The sequence below is a fragment of the Providencia sp. PROV024 genome, assembly GCF_032709665.1.
Lineage (GTDB): Bacteria > Pseudomonadota > Gammaproteobacteria > Enterobacterales > Enterobacteriaceae > Providencia > Providencia huashanensis.
Genome location: NZ_CP120545.1, coordinates 969,001 through 985,208, shown reverse-complemented (window position 1 = coordinate 985,208; position 16,208 = coordinate 969,001). Strand labels below are relative to the sequence as shown.

17 protein-coding genes are annotated in these 16,208 nt (G+C 40.3%); 9 read left to right on the top strand and 8 right to left on the bottom strand.

What is annotated here, in order from left to right; translation table 11 throughout:
- Window positions 1-380 precede the first annotated feature (380 nt).
- From hpaB to P3L56_RS04410, 6 genes are all read left to right on the top strand, one after another.
- Window positions 381-1,943: a 4-hydroxyphenylacetate 3-monooxygenase, oxygenase component gene (gene hpaB, locus P3L56_RS04435; RefSeq protein ID WP_042846857.1), complete on the top strand. Its 1,563-nt coding sequence runs from the start codon at window positions 381-383 to the stop codon at window positions 1,941-1,943.
- Between the two features lie 19 nt (window positions 1,944-1,962).
- Entirely contained in the window at window positions 1,963-2,481 is a 519-nt protein-coding gene (gene hpaC, locus P3L56_RS04430) for a 4-hydroxyphenylacetate 3-monooxygenase, reductase component (RefSeq protein WP_042846858.1), read from the top strand.
- A gap of 227 nt (window positions 2,482-2,708) precedes the next feature.
- Window positions 2,709-3,266, top strand: a complete 558-nt coding sequence (locus P3L56_RS04425; protein ID WP_129466848.1) for a LemA family protein — start codon at window positions 2,709-2,711, stop codon at window positions 3,264-3,266.
- Between the two features lie 30 nt (window positions 3,267-3,296).
- Window positions 3,297-4,337, top strand: a complete 1,041-nt coding sequence (locus P3L56_RS04420) for a hypothetical protein (RefSeq protein ID WP_208292085.1) — start codon at window positions 3,297-3,299, stop codon at window positions 4,335-4,337.
- Entirely contained in the window at window positions 4,327-4,881 is a 555-nt protein-coding gene (locus P3L56_RS04415) for a LemA family protein (protein WP_272686248.1), read from the top strand. Before P3L56_RS04420 ends, P3L56_RS04415 begins: the two co-directional genes overlap by 11 nt.
- A complete protein-coding gene (locus P3L56_RS04410) occupies window positions 4,878-5,276 on the top strand; it encodes a hypothetical protein (protein WP_042846863.1) in 399 nt (132 codons plus the stop codon). Before P3L56_RS04415 ends, P3L56_RS04410 begins: the two co-directional genes overlap by 4 nt.
- Window positions 5,277-5,296: 20 nt before the next feature.
- Here the strand turns inward: P3L56_RS04410 and P3L56_RS04405 are convergent, their stop codons facing one another.
- The 3 genes from P3L56_RS04405 to P3L56_RS04395 are packed head-to-tail and all read right to left on the bottom strand — an operon-like array spanning window position 5,297 to window position 7,631.
- Window positions 5,297-6,481, bottom strand: a complete 1,185-nt coding sequence (locus tag P3L56_RS04405) for a cyanate transporter (protein ID WP_210831592.1) — start codon at window positions 6,479-6,481, stop codon at window positions 5,297-5,299.
- On the bottom strand, window positions 6,481-6,945 hold the full coding sequence (locus P3L56_RS04400; protein ID WP_048608315.1) for a nucleoside deaminase: 465 nt from the start codon (window positions 6,943-6,945) through the stop codon (window positions 6,481-6,483). The genes P3L56_RS04405 and P3L56_RS04400 overlap by 1 nt, the downstream gene beginning before the upstream one ends.
- A complete protein-coding gene (locus P3L56_RS04395) occupies window positions 6,945-7,631 on the bottom strand; it encodes an ankyrin repeat domain-containing protein (RefSeq protein ID WP_166685886.1) in 687 nt (228 codons plus the stop codon). Before P3L56_RS04395 ends, P3L56_RS04400 begins: the two co-directional genes overlap by 1 nt.
- Before the next feature lie 83 nt (window positions 7,632-7,714).
- Here P3L56_RS04395 and P3L56_RS04390 point away from each other — a divergent pair, with 83 nt between their 5' ends.
- Both P3L56_RS04390 and P3L56_RS04385 read left to right on the top strand, forming a co-directional pair.
- Window positions 7,715-8,569 carry a LysR substrate-binding domain-containing protein gene (locus tag P3L56_RS04390; RefSeq protein WP_187550652.1) on the top strand — a complete coding sequence of 285 codons (855 nt, stop codon included), beginning with the start codon at window positions 7,715-7,717 and terminating at the stop codon, window positions 8,567-8,569.
- Window positions 8,570-8,571: 2 nt separating this feature from the next.
- Window positions 8,572-8,940, top strand: a complete 369-nt coding sequence (locus P3L56_RS04385) for a DUF4440 domain-containing protein (protein WP_217008446.1) — start codon at window positions 8,572-8,574, stop codon at window positions 8,938-8,940.
- A gap of 51 nt (window positions 8,941-8,991) precedes the next feature.
- Here P3L56_RS04385 and P3L56_RS04380 read toward each other — a convergent pair whose 3' ends face one another.
- Window positions 8,992-9,957, bottom strand: coding sequence for an agmatinase (locus tag P3L56_RS04380; protein WP_048608319.1), 966 nt, complete (start codon window positions 9,955-9,957; stop codon window positions 8,992-8,994).
- A gap of 38 nt (window positions 9,958-9,995) precedes the next feature.
- Window positions 9,996-11,216 carry a sodium/glutamate symporter gene (locus tag P3L56_RS04375; RefSeq protein ID WP_048608321.1) on the bottom strand — a complete coding sequence of 407 codons (1,221 nt, stop codon included), beginning with the start codon at window positions 11,214-11,216 and terminating at the stop codon, window positions 9,996-9,998.
- Between the two features lie 281 nt (window positions 11,217-11,497).
- Here P3L56_RS04375 and P3L56_RS04370 point away from each other — a divergent pair, with 281 nt between their 5' ends.
- A complete protein-coding gene (locus P3L56_RS04370; RefSeq protein ID WP_042846876.1) occupies window positions 11,498-12,373 on the top strand; it encodes a LysR family transcriptional regulator in 876 nt (291 codons plus the stop codon).
- Between the two features lie 64 nt (window positions 12,374-12,437).
- Here the strand turns inward: P3L56_RS04370 and fbaA are convergent, their stop codons facing one another.
- From fbaA to epd, 3 genes are all read right to left on the bottom strand, one after another.
- The gene (fbaA, locus tag P3L56_RS04365; protein WP_042846877.1) at window positions 12,438-13,514 is read right to left on the bottom strand and encodes a class II fructose-bisphosphate aldolase; all 1,077 of its coding nucleotides are present in this window, start codon (window positions 13,512-13,514) and stop codon (window positions 12,438-12,440) included.
- 60 nt (window positions 13,515-13,574) lie between these two features.
- Complete coding sequence (gene pgk, locus P3L56_RS04360; RefSeq protein ID WP_166685884.1) at window positions 13,575-14,738, bottom strand: phosphoglycerate kinase; 1,164 nt, start codon at window positions 14,736-14,738, stop codon at window positions 13,575-13,577.
- A 96-nt stretch (window positions 14,739-14,834) separates the two neighbouring features.
- Window positions 14,835-15,863, bottom strand: a complete 1,029-nt coding sequence (gene epd, locus P3L56_RS04355) for an erythrose-4-phosphate dehydrogenase (RefSeq protein ID WP_042846879.1) — start codon at window positions 15,861-15,863, stop codon at window positions 14,835-14,837.
- Window positions 15,864-16,208 lie beyond the last annotated feature (345 nt).

Genomic DNA, 16,208 nt, shown 5'->3' with positions numbered 1-16,208 from the left:
ATTGATTTTGTTTCAACATTATCAACAATGTCAAACTGATTAACAAAAAGTGAATGTCAAGATTAAAAAACAACCACCAAAAACCAAAATAACAAATATATATTAATATATAAATAAATTATAATTAATTGATATACATTGTTTTTATGTTTAATCCAATAATTACATTAACATCAAAACATCGAAGTGATCACAATTCTTTCATAAAAAACCATTTCCAACGAAAAGTACCCGTTAACCTTTAAAAAGTCTCTTTAAAACTTACTCAGAAAGCGATTCAATTAACAAACACAAAAGAAACATAAAATTAACATAATTTAGCTTGCAACCTTTGTACCCCCTATCATTGCAAGCCCTCATTGTGAGATAACGAGGTAGACATGAAACCAGAAGATTTTCGTTCAGATGCTAAACGCCCTTTTAATAGCCAGGAATATCTAAAAAGCCTACAAGATGGCCGTGAAATCTATATTTATGGCGAGCGTGTGAAAGATGTCACCACTCACCCTGCTTTTCGTAACTCCGCCGCTTCTATAGGACAATTATATGATGCGCTTCATGATAAAACGACTCATGACCAACTTTGCTGGAACACCGACACCGGTAATGGGGGATACACACATAAGTTCTTTCGTTTCGCCACAAGTGCAGATGAATTGCGCCAACAGCGCGATGCAATCGCAGATTGGTCACGCCAGAGCTATGGATGGATGGGACGCACTCCAGACTATAAGGCGGCATTCGCCAGTTGTTTAGGTGCTAACCCAGAATATTACGGCCAATTTGCTGATAACGCCCGTAACTGGTATAAACGCATTCAAGAAAGTGGGCTTTACTTTAACCATGCTATTGTTAACCCACCTATCGACCGCCATAAACCCGCAGATGAAGTAAAAGATGTTTATATAAAACTAGAAAAAGAAACTGATGCAGGTATTATCGTCAGCGGTGCAAAAGTCGTTGCAACTAACTCTGCGTTAACGCACTACAATTTTATTGGTTTTGGCTCTGCGCAAGTCATGGGTGACAACCCTGATTTCGCACTGATGTTTGTCGCCCCTATGGATGCTGATGGCGTGAAACTGATTTCACGTGCATCTTATGAATTAGTCGCAGGAGCTACTGGCGCACCATTTGATTACCCATTATCAAGCCGTTTCGATGAAAATGACGCAATCCTCGTGATGGATCATGTGTTAATTCCATGGGAAAACGTATTGATCTACCGCGACTTTGATCGCGCTCGTAACTGGGCAGTACAAGGTGGTTTCGCTCGCCTGTTCCCGTTACAAGCTTGTGTACGTTTAGCGGTGAAACTCGATTTCATCACCGGTCTTCTGCAAAAAAGCTTGGAGTGTACTGGTGTTATCGACTTCCGTGGTGTACAAGCAGACTTAGGTGAAGTGGTTGCATGGCGCAATTTGTTCTGGTCATTAACTGATGCAATGACCTCTGAAGCAAAAGCTTGGGAAGGCGGTGCATTCTTACCTGATACTCAAGCAATTCAAACGTATCGTGTTATGGCACCAATGGCCTACACCAAAATCAAAAATATAATAGAAAGTAACGTCACCAGCGGCCTGATTTATCTACCATCTAGCGTTCGTGACATGAATAACCCAGAGATTGATAAGTATTTAGCAAAATATGTTCGTGGCTCCAACGGTATGGATCATGTTGAACGTATTAAGATCTTAAAACTTATGTGGGATGCAATCGGCAGTGAATTTGGTGGCCGTCATGAGCTGTATGAAATTAACTATGCAGGTAGCCAAGATGAAATTCGCCTGCAATGTCTGCGTCATTCATACGGTTCTGGCAATATGAAAGCCATGACAGATATGGTTGATCGTTGTTTATCCGATTACGATCAGCACGGATGGAAACGTCCACACCTGCATAACAACAATGATATTAATCAGTTAGATTCGCTGCTAAAATAATCGGCAGCAGGAGGTCAAAATGTCTTTAGAAAATGAACATCGCCTGCGTTTCAGAGATGCGATGGCAAGTCTTGGTGCAGCAGTTAACATAGTCACCACGGATGGTACTGAAGGTCGCTGTGGGATCACCGCAACCGCAGTCTGTTCAGTTACAGATACGCCACCAACTTTGATGGTATGTGTCAACCGCAATAGCGCCATGAATGCGGTATTTCAAAAGAATGGCCGCCTGTGTGTAAACGTACTAAGCCATGATCAAGAAGAACTCGCCTGCCACTTCGCAGGTATGAAAGGTTCAACCATGGAAGAGCGTTTTAGTTGGAATGTGTGGGACAACGGTATTTTACAACAACCTTTACTGAAAAATGCCCTTGCCAACCTCGAAGGTGAAATTACGCAAGTCCAAGATATTGGTACTCACTCAGTGTATATGGTTGAAATGAAACAAATCATTGTCAATGACACAGGGCATGGTCTGGTTTACTTTAAACGCAAGTTCCACCCTGTTATGCACCAAATACTTGAACCAACAGCGTAAGTAGCGATACAACTTGAAATATAACGAGTATATCTGACTGAAATAGCCTCTAATTTAAGAGGCTATTTTGTTATATATACTAAACTGTTACAGAAATACTTTACGATATTCCTTTTCTTTTTATATTACATTCCCTTTCACTCTTTTCTGATTGCATAATTAATAAGACTCTTATACGGTTAGCTAAAATCAAATTAAATAAAAACCGCTGACTAAAAGGCATTAATATGACCATCACTCTTATCATTGTAGCTGTTTTATTATTATTGGCTGTTGGCTGGGGGATATCTATTTATAACCGCTTAATCAATGCGCGTAACCAAGTGAATAACCAATTTGCTAATATCGACGTGGTTTTAAAGCAGCGTGCCGATCAAATTCCACAACTGGTCACTATTACAGAAAAAGCAATGGAACATGAAAAAAGCCTTTTTATCTCATTAAGTGACGCACGCCAAAGCTACTTTAGTGCCCAAAATATGGCGGACAAGATCACCGCTTCAAATGAAATGAACCGCGCACTGGGTAACCTTATAGCTATCGCAGAAAATTACCCTACCCTCATTTCTGGTGAGCAATTCACACAATTACAATTAGCCCTAAGCGATGTTGAAAATAAAATAGCCCAACGCCGTGAAAGTTTTAACGATGCAACAACAGAGTATAATACTGCAATACAAATGTTCCCTGACAACCTGATTGCTAATGCCTTTCGTTTTACACAATTACCATTACTTGATATTTCTGAAGATGATAAAAAATATCATGGTATCCAGTTTAAATAATATCAACGTAAAGGGTATTAGTCTGTGAATATGTATTTTTTACTCGGGGCAGCGATTGGTGCTTTAATTTTATTTATCGATAATAAGTTTTTGATAAATAAAAGAGTAAATTGGGGGATCATCCCTTTTATCAGCATTGCCTGCGGTATGTGGTACTCGCTATCACCTACTCAAGGGGATTACGGCAGTATCATTTATTATATTGTGATATTGACCATTTCCTTTTTTATTATTCGTCATATCGTCAAAGCCAGTAAAGCCGGCTTTCAGCGGTATCAGCGATTACAAAATGAAGGTTCATCAAAGTTTAGCGCTTTTCTTAAAGTACTCGTGGGGACTTTACTAGCAAGTTGCTTATTTGTAGGCTTTTTTATCGACATGCGAGTGTTTTTCATCGCATTTGTCTTAGCCTTCGTATTTAAGTTTATTGAAAATACACCAACCAAGCGCTTCTTAAAATTTCAAAAAAACCTCGCGACATCCAAAATACGCTCAATAGCTATGGGGCTTGTCGAAGTTGAAGGTGAAATAACCACAGGTACTGAAATTAAAAGCCAGTTAGGTAATAAAACCTGCTATGGCTCCTTTTATTTTGAGTATTCCATATCGAAAGATAAAGATGGTAAAAAAAGTTATACATTACAAAATAGTAAAAGCCGTATGGAGAGTTTTATCCTGACCGATGATACAGGGTCAGTAAAGGTAGAATGTGACCCCGATTACTTTGTTTATCCAGGGCTACAAGCGCATATGGATATTGAGCAAGGCAACCGTCGTTATACTGAATATTTGCTTGAACCAAAAACCCGTTATTTACTGATTGGCACCGCTGACGCGAATGAAAAAGGTGAGCCCGTTATTATCCGCAAAGCTCCTCATATGCTATTAGGTGTTTCTCCGGCTGACTATGTTGTACGTTGGAATAAAACCGGGCCGTTACGTCGGAATTTATCCATTACCGCCATTATTGCACTGTTATTGATTGGGGTTATTTTGGTTACCCCGATAAATTACCGTAATGGGCAATTAAATCTGTATTTTGACAAAATATCATTATTCGGTGATAACTAGCATAGAAACGCTTATTTTCTTCATTATTATTGTTATCATTGGCTATATAATCATTCGCTATCTAATTAATATTTATAACAATATTGTCTTTTTGAAAAATAATTGCCTCAAAGCATTTGCCAATATTGATGTGCTATTAATGAAACAAATTGAGTTAATACCAGCGCTGACTCAAGTGGCAGATAAAGCTATCGCGTATGAAAAACAGCTTATTAATGAAATAGTTGAAAGCCGACAGCGCTATTTATCCAATACGGCCATTGAAATCAAAATTGATACTGCAAACCAACTATCGCCAAAAATAAAGCCATTAATTGCTATCGCAGAAAACTATCCCGCGCTTATCAGTAAGGCGGTACTATTGGAATTACAAACACAAGCAAAGCATATTGAAGAGCAAATTGCTGACAGACGTGAATTTTTCAACCAAACGGTCACACTCTACAATACCGATATTCACATCTTTCCAAACCTAATTTTTGCAGCGTTATTTCGCTTTAAAGCTATTCCTCTGCTATACGGTAAACAGGAGCCTTCACAATGATCAGCATTCCTTTTTCTTGGTTTGGTTTTACTGATTGGCTTCTTGAGCAAGAAGCTGGGTTAGTCATTATGTTTGCCACGTTCGGCACATTGTTTTTATCTATTGCCACCCTTGTCGTACTAAATATACTCGGGTTAAAAAAACTCTCACTCTATATTTCAGGGGCTTTATTTTGCTCAGTTTTTATTAGCATGATTGTGATGATCCCACTATTACTGCTTTTCAGTATTGAAGACTCAATCAAGTTACAACTTATCTGGGTCATTATTGTTGCCAGTTGCCTAATTTCATTTTTAAGTAACCGACATTATTTGGAGATCTATTTTAATTCCATTGAAAATAAAATTGAAAAAGAAACCAAAAAACAAAAATCCAAACGGAAAAACAAAAAATAGAGGACAAATAAAAGTCCTTTTTATGGTTTCAATGCAAAAATCTTACTGTAATTTTTAGGGTTTAAACGTAAATAAAGCAACAATGTCACTAATACAAATGCAATATGCATTGCCCACACCCATGTAAAATTATGGCTGACTTGGTGTAACCAAGCTGCACATAGCGGGCCAAATGCGGCAATAATAAAGCCCCCCGCTTGCATTAAAGACGTAAGAGCTCCAGCACTAACAGGGTGCGATATATGGTCTAATGCAGTGATAATACTCAGTGCAAAACACCCACCAAGCCCTAGGCCGAGCAAAGCAACCCATAACAACGGGAAAGCATTCGCGAATAACATTAACCCTAAAAATCCAATTGCTTGGCTACTAAGCGTTACCATTAGCCAAAATCGCCGATCAATATTATGTGAAGCCAGTACAGGGATCATCAATGCAGATAACGCTTGAAACACCGTTAATATGGCAACAAAAGAACCGCTTTGTGCAGCACTGATCCCTTGTTCTTGGAAAAATGGCGCCAACCAAGTCACCACAGTGCCATAGCCTGCGTTGATAAGCCCAAACCCAGCCATTAACAACCAAGCTCTGGGTTTACGTAAAAAGCGCCATAAAGAAACCTGCTCGGCTTTTGGCGTACGAGCCGTACGAATGTTCAGAAAAACAGCAACCAAAGCCAACAGCGCAGGGAATGCAAGCCAAGCTAAAGCCGTTTGCCAATGCCCCGTTGCATTTTCTAATAGTGGCGTTAATTGCGCCCCGATCGCACCACCAGCCATTAAGGTTGCAGAATACAGCCCTGTCATCATCGCCATTTTTTGTGGGAAGTTAGCTTTGATAAGCCCCGGAAATACCGACTGAATGTACGCCGCCCCTACACCACATAAAAAGGCCGTGAACAGTAAAGAGGTGCCATCCTCTACAAAATAGCGCCCTAATGAGCCAACGAGCAGCAATAACATCGCTGCACTAATCCCTAACCGTTCTCCTAACTGTTGATTTAAGATAGGTACAATTAATGCGCCAATGCCCATCAACAACATAGGTAATAAAGTGAGCAAAGAAATACTTTGATAGCTCATCCCTGTCGTTTGCATAATACTATCAATAACGGGCCCTGGGCCGGTCATGAATGGCCGTAAATTGACCCCCACTAACACAATAGTGAGTATCAAGGCAAAAGAGGATGAGGCTGTTTTACCCATTATTTCTGTTGTTCCGACCATAACTGATACAGTGAAGAACAAGCGTCATTATCAGGTTTCAACTGTTCAAAACGCAAACCGGATTGGTGTTCAGGTTCAACCCGCAAAGCCTTGGCAATCCCTTCTGTTGAAAGCCCAAAGGGCTCTGCATCTTGGTTTGAATAAGCGTACACAACCCGGCTAACCCCTGCCATTCGCATAGCGGCAAGGCACATAGGACAAGGTTGCCCACTGGCATAGACCACACAATCTTCCAGTTTAACGCGGTTCAATGTTTTCCCTGCTTGTCGCAAAGCCATCAATTCAGCGTGTGCTGTTGGGTCACTTAATTCAAGCATTTGGTTCACACCAGTCGCCACCACTTGCCCGTCACACACCACGACAGCACCAAATGGGCGACCACCAGCCCGTACATTTTCTGCCGCTAAAGTGATAGCTTGCTGTAAAAATTGCCTATCTGACATTATTTAGCTCCTGATTTTTCAAGAATTTCAATAAGGTTACGATACCCTTTACTTTTTGCCAGCGTCAACGGCGATGCACCCGTACTATCCGCTAAATTGACATCCGCGCCACCGTTAATCAATAGTGTCACAATCTGCGCGTACTTATCACTACCATCACCCAAAATAATAGCTTCAATTAGAGCAGTCCATCCTAGGCGATTAACATGGTTAACATCCACACCAGCGTCAATCAACGTCTTAACTGTCTGCACATGCCCCCGCTCTGCCGCTGGGATCAGCGCCGTACCACCATAACGGTTGGTACTCGTTAAATCAGCCCTATTTTGTAAGGTTAATAACAAAATCTCCTGCAAGCCGCGGGCACCTGCATATAAATAAGGGGAATCTTGCATTGCATCCCGTGCATTCACATTTGCACCTTGTTCAATCAGGTAACGAGCAACTGCAATTTGGTTTTTATGTGTTGCTGCCATCAATGGTGTACGCTGACGCAGATCTCGCTGTTCAATATCAGCCCCCTGTTCGACCAAAGATTGCAACTGATGAAGGTCGCCTTGCTCCGCAAGTGCGACAAGTGGACTCTGTTGTGGATTTGCCATCCCTTTCACCATAAATATCAAAGAAATAGTCAAAATACCCAGTAAAGAAACCAACCACTTAATAGATAAAAAAGTTATTTTCATGATTTATCTCCTATAAGCCCTTTAATCTACTCAAAAAATATGCTATTTAAAAATTAAATAACTTAATGATAGGTATTAAAAAAATGAATCCACTACTCAACTTTGTATTATTAAAAACCTTTGTAACGGTTGCTGAAACAGGGAATTTTACTGTTGCTTCACAGCACCTAAATTCGACGCAGTCAACATTAAGTCAACAAATACAACGTTTAGAGGTACTTGTGGAACACCCTTTATTTATACGTGGGCATCGAATACTGACACTCACAGAAACAGGGGAGATCCTACTTAGCTACGCTAAAAATATTTTAGCCCTAAATGATACTTTCTTTATGAAAATAACAGGTAATGCCGTCATCCAAACTATTCGGCTAGGTTTCCCTGAAGATTTAGCATCAGGGCAAGTCACTCCCACTTTAGCTGCTTTTATGCAGGCAAACCCGAATGTGCGCTTAGAAGTCACTAGTGGATTAAGCCGCCAATTACACCAACGTTACCAACATGGTGAACTGGATTTGATCATTGTTAAGCAAAAAAAAGGCGAGTTTAAAAGCGACTATCACTGGCCAGAGCCTTTATGTTGGTTAACCAGCAGCCAAGCAAAACGGTTAAATATTGACTCCGTTCCACTGGTGGTTTTCCCTGAAAATGGCCTATACCGCAATGATATGTTTAAACTATTGGATAGTGAACAACGCCCTTGGCACATTACCTATACCTGTTCCAGCCTTGCTGGTATCCAGAGCGCTATTGCTGATGGGTTAGGCGTTAGTTTATTACCTCTACGTGCGAAACTCCCGCAACATCGGGTTTTAACAGAAGAAGAAGGTTTTCCTGTTGCTCAAGAAATGGAAATCGCCATGCATTTTCACACTAATACCTCCGATATAATTAATCAATTAGCCGAAAAACTGGCTCAACAATTAGGGGAGCGCTAGCTATGGAAGCATTATTTAATAAATTAATTGATGTAGAAAAAAAGCTACATCTTTCAGCTAACCGGCAAAATATTAATTTCCTTCGTGAGGTGCTACATGAGGATTTTTTTGAATTTGGACGCTCAGGGGGGACGACGAATAAGACCAATACTTTATCCGTACTTGTTGATGAACAGCCTAAAACAATTTATTCAGAAGATTATCATTGCACGTTATTGAGTGATAATACGCTGCTAATGACCTATACCAGTTTCGAGCGACAACAAAATGTTAAAATAAAGTTAACCCATCGCTCATCTATTTGGCTGAAAAACTCAAAAAACCAATGGCAATTAAGGTTTCATCAAGGGACGCCGACGGGCGGTCAATAAAGTGGGAAAATATCTCCCACTTTATGATGAGTACGATATTAGTTCGTTGAGTTATTTCTTATCAAAATACCCTGCTCGAATCGATGCGCCAATTAAATTCACGACAAAACGCCCCGCGGTCACCCCTGTTAATTTCGAGGGTATATCCTTAGCTGGGGTGATTTCGACGATATCCATCCCCACAACTCGGCCTTTTTTCACTAAGCCGTGAATTAAGCTACGCGCTTGTAAGTAAGTCACTCCGCCCGGTGCAGGGCCATCAACCCCCGGCATAATGCTTGGGTCGATACCATCAGCATCAATACTGATATAGTAATTTGAGTTATCTGGAATACGGTCTAAAATTGCCTGCATCCCCACTTCATGCAATTCGTAGGCAGGAATAACATGGGCTCCATGGTCTTTGGCAGCTTGGTAATCTGCGGGACGACCACTTCCTTGAGCACGCAAACCAATTTGGAATATTTCACCAATATGTTTCATTTCAGATGCGCGACGAATAGGGCTCGACAGGCCAGTATCTACCCCATTAACCTCTTCGCGCCAATCTAAATGAGCATCAATATGAACCAAAGTAACAGGGCCTACCTCGTCAAAACCTTGCAAAATAGGCGTGGTAATTCCATGGTCTCCACCTAAAACAATCGGTAGTGCATTTGCTCTTAATAATTGCCGAATAGCTTGTGCTGCTCGTTGGTGATGCTCTCCCAATGGTTTTGATAAGTCAGGGATGACATCACCGCAGTCGACAAATTTGATGTCTTCCCGCCCTTGTAATAATGGTCCGTCAATATCAAAATCATAATGATCTGGGTGTCTCACAATCCTATCACTCATATCACGTAGATATTGTGGAGCCCTCGACTGATCATTGGTAAAAGCATGGGCACTGTAAGCTGAGCTAAATGGCATCCCTAGTATGGCAATATCCGCTTCAATATTGGTCAAGTCAGTTACAAGCTCTGAATATAAAAATGTTTTATGACCAACATGAGGAGGTGTCGTTAATTTTTTCATAGAACATAATCCTTATTAAATTTATTTTTATTTCTTAATTAGCTGCCAAATGTATTGGCTAAAAAGACAAATAATGGAACTCCGACAATATCTGTTAATACCGTTCCGGCAATAGGGATAATGATGAAGGCTTTTCGCGAAAACAGCCCATATTTATTACAAATTGCATCCATTACGACTAACCCATTTGGTGTCGCACCTAACCCATGACCAATAAACCCTGCTGACATGACAGCAGCATCATAATTTCGCCCTAATGCACGATAAACAATAAATATAGCAACGAGCACTGTTGCAATAACCTGAGTGATTAATATTATGGTTAATGGCAATGCTAATTCGTAAAGTTCCCAAAGCTTTAATTTCATCATCGCCATAACTAAAAACATTTCTAACGATATTGTTGAAATTAATACCACTGTACTACGCGATATTTTGATAATTGGTTTTCTTTCATTAAATGAATGGAAAATAACACCAACAAATAAACTAAAAATATGTCCTGGAATAGTAAACCCTGTAGCTTCACTGATCCATTTAGCTGTTGGCATACCAATAGCAAGTATTGATAAAATAACGGCCCCTGTGACGATACACTGCTGAGGCGTGACCTTATCTTCCTTACTTTCCTTTTCAGTTAAGTCATCCAAATCAATATGATCGGTTTCAATTTTTAAGTTATTTCTTTTTATCAACCAGTTTCCTACTGGCCCACCTAATATTGAGCCGGCGATCAGCCCAAATGTTGAAGCGGCGAGTCCGACATTCAGTGCTTGGTCGTAACCAAAAGATTCGATAAGAGGAGCCAAAGAAGCCGCCATACCGTGACCACCTTGCATGGAGGCTTGGCCCGCCATCATCGCAATTAATGGTTCGATATCTAAAACATAAGATAAGCCAAGGCTAACACCATTTTGGGCGAACGCTAGCCCCCAACAAATAACCATATACAATAATAATATCTTACCGCCACTAACAAGTAATTTAACCCCCGTCATCAAACCGATAGTGACGAAAAACACATACATAGATAAATCATATAATGTATTATCAAAACTTAGTTCTACAATATTAAATTGGTATGCTAACCACATAATGACGGAAAATATAAACCCGCCAATAACAGGGCTAGGAATCGAATACTTCATAAAAAATGGAAACTTTTTTATAATTACATTGCTCGCAATTAATAATAAGGCCCCTAATGCTGTAAATGTAATCATATCCAGTTTTATTGTTAACATTTCATCTGTGACCATAAATTAGAATCCTTTTGTATTTATATATATTTGGATTAATTATTATTTTGTGGCGCCACTTTGGTAATAATTTATTAACAACTACAACTTTAAGATATACATATCTGCTAAGAATAAAAGTGATATTTTTGATCCTATGGTTTCATAAAATGAAACCTTTTCTGAAATAAAAAATAATTTTAAAAATTAAAATAAAAACATATCAATTATGTTATTTGTGTCTCAATAGAAAGTAAGTTAAATTAACAATTAGTGATTGATTTCACGTAATAGGTATAAATATGCATAATAAAAAATTAACTGAAAAAGATTTAAAATCATTGCGGGTTTTTATTTCCGTTGCTGAGGCGGGGGGCTTTTCTATCGCAGAGAAAAAACTCAGTATGTCTAAAGCCTCAATAAGTCGTCACATCCGTGAAATTGAAGATAAATTGGGAGTACAGCTCTGTGAAAGAGGCCCTGCAGGCTTTAAACTCACAGAATCGGGTTTGTTAGTGATTGAAAAAGCTAACATGGCCTTGACAGCTTTGGATAATATTAAGACAGAAGTAGATGAGTTACATGGAATTTTATCTGGGACACTTGTGATTGGTGTTATCGAACATATCTTGATTGACCCACTTTGCCACCTTTCATCCACCATTTCTCAATTCACCCAAGCGGCTCCCAACGTTAAATTAGAGCTGATTATACTCAACCATAACCAATTAAACCGAGCACTTAGTGATAGAACTATTCATATTGGTATTAGGGGGCAATATCATGAAAATAGCCGTTTTAATTACCAATTTTTATTTATTGAAAAACATAAGCTGTATATTTCGGCTAAAAGCGCTCCAAATAAGCACAATCTAGCATTAGTCTACCGCCCTCACCCATTCACAGAAAGTATTCTAGCTTCAGGTGAATTTAATAAAGGCCCTGAAGCTGCGGGGCTTGAAGCTGTCGCAACCTTTATTGCATCAGGTCACTATGTCGGAATATTGCCTGAAAATTACGCATCTCAAATTAATTTTCGCCATTCCCTTATAGAAGTGGAACACTCTCCCGTTTTTCATAACCGAATTTGTGCTATCACTGAAGCCAGCAAACCCCTCACACAAAGTGAGTCATTATTTTTAAAATTACTCTCACATTCAGGTGAACAACTTGATTAAACAAATAAAAAACCCCCAATAAGTCACCTTACCGGGGGGTTATTAAAAATTAAATCAGTATTAATTATAGAACATCAATACAGTTTAATTCTTTAAATGCCTGCTCTAAACGAACAACCATTGAATCTTGTGCTTTACGCAGCCATACACGTGGGTCATAGTATTTTTTGTTAGGTTTATCAGCACCCTCAGGGTTACCTAACTGACCTTGTAAATAGCCTTCGTTCTTTTTGTAGTACTGTAAGATACCATCCCAAGTAGCCCATTGGGTATCAGTATCGATGTTCATTTTGATCACACCGTAGCCTACAGCTTCTTTGATTTCTTCAGCGCTTGAACCTGAACCGCCATGGAATACGAAATCTAAACTGTTGTGTGGCAGGTTATATTTCTCAGAAACATAGTCTTGTGAATTACGCAGAATTTTTGGCGTTAACTGTACGTTACCTGGTTTATAAACACCATGGACGTTACCAAATGAAGCCGCAATAGTGAAACGAGGGCTAATTGCGCTCAGTTTCTCATAGGCGTATGCAACATCTTCTGGTTGAGTATACAGTTCTGAGCTATCCATACCAGTGTTATCAACACCGTCTTCTTCACCGCCAGTACAGCCTAATTCGATTTCCAGAGTCATATCGATTTTAGCCATACGCGCTAAGTATTTAGAACAGATTTCAATGTTTTCTTCTAAAGATTCTTCTGATAAGTCAATCATATGGGAAGAAAACAGTGGTTTACCTGTTTTCGCATAGTGTTTTTCACCTGCATCCAGTAAACCGTCAATCCATGGCAGTAATTTACGTGCGCAGTGGTCAGTATGCAGAATAACTGGAACACCGTAATGTTCTGCCATTTGATGTACGTGATAAGCACCTGAGATTGCACCTAAAATTGCTGCTTGTTGCCCTTCTGCTTTCAGGCCTTTACCTGCGATAAATGCAGCACCACCATTTGAAAACTGAACGATAACTGGTGCACGTACTTTTGCTGCTGCTTCAAGTACCGCATTAATTGAATCAGTACCAACACAGTTCACTGCTGGCAATGCAAAGTTATTTTCTTTGGCAACTGCGAAAACTTTCTGTACATCATCACCCGTGATAACACCCGGTTTAACAAAATCAAAAATTTTAGACATGTGAAAAGGTCCTGTGGTGAACAGGCAGCCTACGCTGCCTGTTGTGTATGAAAAAATTAATTACGATTTAGCTCGTTCTTCTAGCATCACAACGGCAGGGAGTTTCTTACCTTCAACGAACTCAAGGAAAGCACCACCGCCCGTAGAGATATATGAAATTTTGTCAGCGATACCGAATAAATCGATAGCTGCTAAGGTGTCACCACCTCCTGCGATAGAGAATGCGTCGCTATCTGCGATTGCTCTCGCCACAATTTCAGTTCCTTTGCGGAAATTAGGGAACTCAAACACGCCAACAGGGCCATTCCATAAAATGGTTTTTGCATTTTTGAGGATTTCGGCCAAACGCTCTGCTGACTTATCACCTAAATCCAGAATTTGCTCGTCATCTTTAATTTCAGTGCTTGATTTTAATGTTGCTTCTGCGGTTTCTGAAAACTCGGTTGCAACACGGACATCAGTCGGCACTGGAATTTGGCAGTTAGCCAGTAGTTTTTTCGCCTCTGGGATTAAATCATCTTCATACAAAGAGCGACCAACATTGTTCCCTTCAGCTGCGATGAAGGTATTTGCAATCCCCCCACCTACAATCAGTTGGTCAGCAATTTTAGACAGAGAATCTAATACTGTCAGTTTAGTGGATACTTTAGAGCCACCCACAATCGCCACCATTGGACGAGCAGGGTTACCCAATGCTTTACCCAGTGCTTCCAGTTCATTGCTTAACAGTGGACCCGCACAAGCAACTGGAGAGAATTTTGCAACGCCATGAGTTGACGCTTGCGCACGGTGAGCCGTACCAAATGCATCCATGACATATACATCACATAGTGCTGCATATTGTTTTGATAGCGTTTCATCGTCTTTTTTCTCGCCTTTATTAAAGCGAACGTTTTCCAGAACAACTAATTCGCCATCTGCGATTTCGACACCGTTTAAGTAGTCTTTAACTAAACGAACAGGGTAATCAATTTTGTCGGCCAGATAGTCAACAACAGGTTGCAGTGAAAACTCTTCGTTGTACTCGCCTTCGGTCGGGCGACCAAGGTGAGAAGTGACCATGACTTTAGCGCCTTGTTTAAGAGCAGCTTCAATGGTTGGTAATGAAGCACGAATACGTGCATCAGAAGTAACTTTGCCATCTTTTACAGGGACGTTTAAGTCAGAACGGATGAAAACACGTTTACCCGCTAAGTCTAAATCGGTCATCTTAATTACAGACATGGTGAATCCTCTTGTTGATTCTCTATAAAGTTGCTATTAACTACTGCGCGGAAGCTATCTAGGATAGTGTCCGTTGTCTGTCAGTAGCCAATTAGTTTAAACCTGTTCGCCGAAACCGACGGCTGCCATCGCTAGTGTAGTATCTAGCATCCGGTTAGCAAACCCCCATTCGTTATCACACCAAACCAGGGTTTTAATTAAATGTTTTCCGCTAACTCGCGTTTGCGTACCATCAATGATAGCACTGTGCGGGTCATGATTAAAATCCATCGACACGAGCGGTAATTCTGTGTAGTCCACTATACCACGAAAATGCCCTTGTGCAGCGCTTCGCAATAGTTGGTTCACTTTTTCGACGCAAACATCGTCATGTACGGTAACACTCAAATCAATCGCTGTCACATTGGTCGTGGGTACACGGACGGAAATCGCTTCAAAGTGATCTTTAAATTTAGGGAAAATACGGGTAATCCCCGCAGCTAATTTGGTGTCAACTGGAATAATCGACTGGCTTGCCGCACGTGTTCTGCGTAAATCTTTATGATAAGCATCGATAACGGGTTGGTCATTCATGGAGGCGTGGATAGTGGTCACAGTGCCCGATTCAATGCCAAAGCTGTCATCCAGTAATTTGATAATCGGGATAATGCAATTTGTCGTACAAGACGCGTTAGAAACAATGTTATCGCTTGCCGTTAAGCTTTCATGATTAACCCCATACACGATCGTGGCATCAAGGTCATCCGTACCGGGGTGTGAAAATAATACTTTTTTTGCCCCTGCGGTTAAATGTTGCAAGCCATCATCCCGCGAGCCATAAACCCCACTACAATCAAGAACGATATCAATGCCTAATTCTTTCCAAGGTAGCTCACCAATATCGGCTTGGTGAAATAAGCGAATGTTGTCATCACCAACCTGTAAAAGTTCACCGCTAAGCCTTACATCCCACGCAAACCGCCCATGACTAGAGTCATACTTTAGCAAGTGCGCAACCCCTTCCGGTTCAGCGAGTTCATTAATTGCGATAACTTGAACTTCGGCTCGGCGGCTAGTTTCATATAACGCCCGTAATACACTGCGACCGATTCGGCCAAAGCCATTAATTGCTACCCTGATAGCCATTGCGTACCTTGTATATAAGCAAAATCATACGGTTGCTAAAGACTGCTGACGCATGTGAGTTTATTTTCAACTTACCCCGTAAACAGACTTTAGTCATGATATTTAAACCTGTGATTTGAAGTCATTAGCTGCTAACTATTTAGTATAAAACATAAGCACTTACTACATTCAAACCTGAAGTGAGTCACTAAAATAACCAGAGAACTTCAGCAGGCCATAAGGATAACTGACTCACATTAACTCTACTGCTCATTTTAACAGTCAAACATCAAAAATGTGCTACAACCGACATTTTTTGAAAAAATTTTCATTCTACGCTACTCAACTGAAACGCTTCAGCTTATC

Bases quoted from the DNA above. Each gene is read 5' to 3' on its own strand.
- P3L56_RS04400 (WP_048608315.1), bottom strand. From the start codon at position 6,945: ATGTCAGATAGGCAATTTTTACAGCAAGCTATCACTTTAGCGGCAGAA.
- P3L56_RS04390 (WP_187550652.1), top strand. From the start codon at position 7,715: ATGAATCCACTACTCAACTTTGTATTATTAAAAACCTTTGTAACGGTT.
- P3L56_RS04425 (WP_129466848.1), top strand. From the start codon at position 2,709: ATGACCATCACTCTTATCATTGTAGCTGTTTTATTATTATTGGCTGTT.
- P3L56_RS04375 (WP_048608321.1), bottom strand. From the start codon at position 11,216: ATGGTCACAGATGAAATGTTAACAATAAAACTGGATATGATTACATTT.
- hpaB (WP_042846857.1), top strand. From the start codon at position 381: ATGAAACCAGAAGATTTTCGTTCAGATGCTAAACGCCCTTTTAATAGC.
- P3L56_RS04395 (WP_166685886.1), bottom strand. From the start codon at position 7,631: ATGAAAATAACTTTTTTATCTATTAAGTGGTTGGTTTCTTTACTGGGT.
- P3L56_RS04385 (WP_217008446.1), top strand. From the start codon at position 8,572: ATGGAAGCATTATTTAATAAATTAATTGATGTAGAAAAAAAGCTACAT.
- pgk (WP_166685884.1), bottom strand. From the start codon at position 14,738: ATGTCTGTAATTAAGATGACCGATTTAGACTTAGCGGGTAAACGTGTT.
- P3L56_RS04405 (WP_210831592.1), bottom strand. From the start codon at position 6,481: ATGGGTAAAACAGCCTCATCCTCTTTTGCCTTGATACTCACTATTGTG.
- P3L56_RS04370 (WP_042846876.1), top strand. From the start codon at position 11,498: ATGCATAATAAAAAATTAACTGAAAAAGATTTAAAATCATTGCGGGTT.
- fbaA (WP_042846877.1), bottom strand. From the start codon at position 13,514: ATGTCTAAAATTTTTGATTTTGTTAAACCGGGTGTTATCACGGGTGAT.
- hpaC (WP_042846858.1), top strand. From the start codon at position 1,963: ATGTCTTTAGAAAATGAACATCGCCTGCGTTTCAGAGATGCGATGGCA.
- P3L56_RS04410 (WP_042846863.1), top strand. From the start codon at position 4,878: ATGATCAGCATTCCTTTTTCTTGGTTTGGTTTTACTGATTGGCTTCTT.
- P3L56_RS04420 (WP_208292085.1), top strand. From the start codon at position 3,297: ATGTATTTTTTACTCGGGGCAGCGATTGGTGCTTTAATTTTATTTATC.
- P3L56_RS04380 (WP_048608319.1), bottom strand. From the start codon at position 9,957: ATGAAAAAATTAACGACACCTCCTCATGTTGGTCATAAAACATTTTTA.
- epd (WP_042846879.1), bottom strand. From the start codon at position 15,863: ATGGCTATCAGGGTAGCAATTAATGGCTTTGGCCGAATCGGTCGCAGT.